Raw genomic sequence first — 254 nt, 5'->3', positions numbered from 1 at the left:
CCTATTACGTGACCAACGGCTCCTCGATGTCCAACCGCGTCATCCTCATGGCCAGCGTCACGCGCGATCAGATCGCCCTGTGCGACCGCAACTGCCACAAATCTGCTGAACATGCGATGACGTTGTCCGGGGCCATCCCGACCTACCTGGTGCCGACCCGCAATCGCTACGGCATCATCGGCCCGATCCTGCCGCAGACTTTGAGCGCCGAGGGCGTCAAGGCCGCCATTGCCAACAACCCGTTGGTCAAGGAA

1 pseudogene is annotated in these 254 nt (G+C 61.8%); it reads left to right on the top strand.

The features are described 5' to 3' along the window. Positions 1-254: pseudogene (locus AAEZ10_RS27555) on the top strand (arginine decarboxylase); the annotation flags it as partial.

Origin of the sequence: Pseudomonas sp. H26/SER47-MNA-CIBAN-0231 (genome assembly GCF_040310465.1) — a bacterium.
Taxonomy (GTDB): Bacteria; Pseudomonadota; Gammaproteobacteria; order Pseudomonadales; family Pseudomonadaceae; genus Aquipseudomonas; species Aquipseudomonas atacamensis.
Note: the sequence above shows the minus strand (reverse complement) of the source record. Positions and strands in the feature narration are given on the sequence as shown.